The sequence below is a fragment of the Ursidibacter arcticus genome, from assembly GCF_009761375.1.
Taxonomy (GTDB): Bacteria; Pseudomonadota; Gammaproteobacteria; order Enterobacterales; family Pasteurellaceae; genus Ursidibacter; species Ursidibacter arcticus.
In genome coordinates this window covers 1-210 of sequence record NZ_LEKM01000030.1, presented here as the reverse complement: position 1 = coordinate 210, position 210 = coordinate 1, and the positions used below count along the sequence as shown (strand labels likewise).

1 protein-coding gene is annotated in these 210 nt (G+C 47.1%); it reads left to right on the top strand.

Features of this window, described 5'->3' with window-relative positions:
• The coding region (locus tag A1D25_RS01155; RefSeq protein WP_240327074.1) for a zinc ribbon domain-containing protein at nucleotides 1-210 on the top strand (210 nt) is incomplete at both ends.

The window sequence follows — 210 nt, the reverse complement described above, 5'->3', positions numbered from 1 at the left end:
TTGCAGGTGTCGAATATGTCCAAATCAGCCAAAGGCACAGCAGAAGAACACGGTAAAAATGTGGCTGCAAAATCAGGCTTGAACCGAGCGATATTAGACCAATCTTGGTTCGAGTTCCGCCGTCAGTTAGACTACAAAACGCAATGGCAAGGTGGTTTTTTAGTGGCTGTTCCGCCGCAAAATACCAGTCGAATTTGCCCTTGTTGCGGT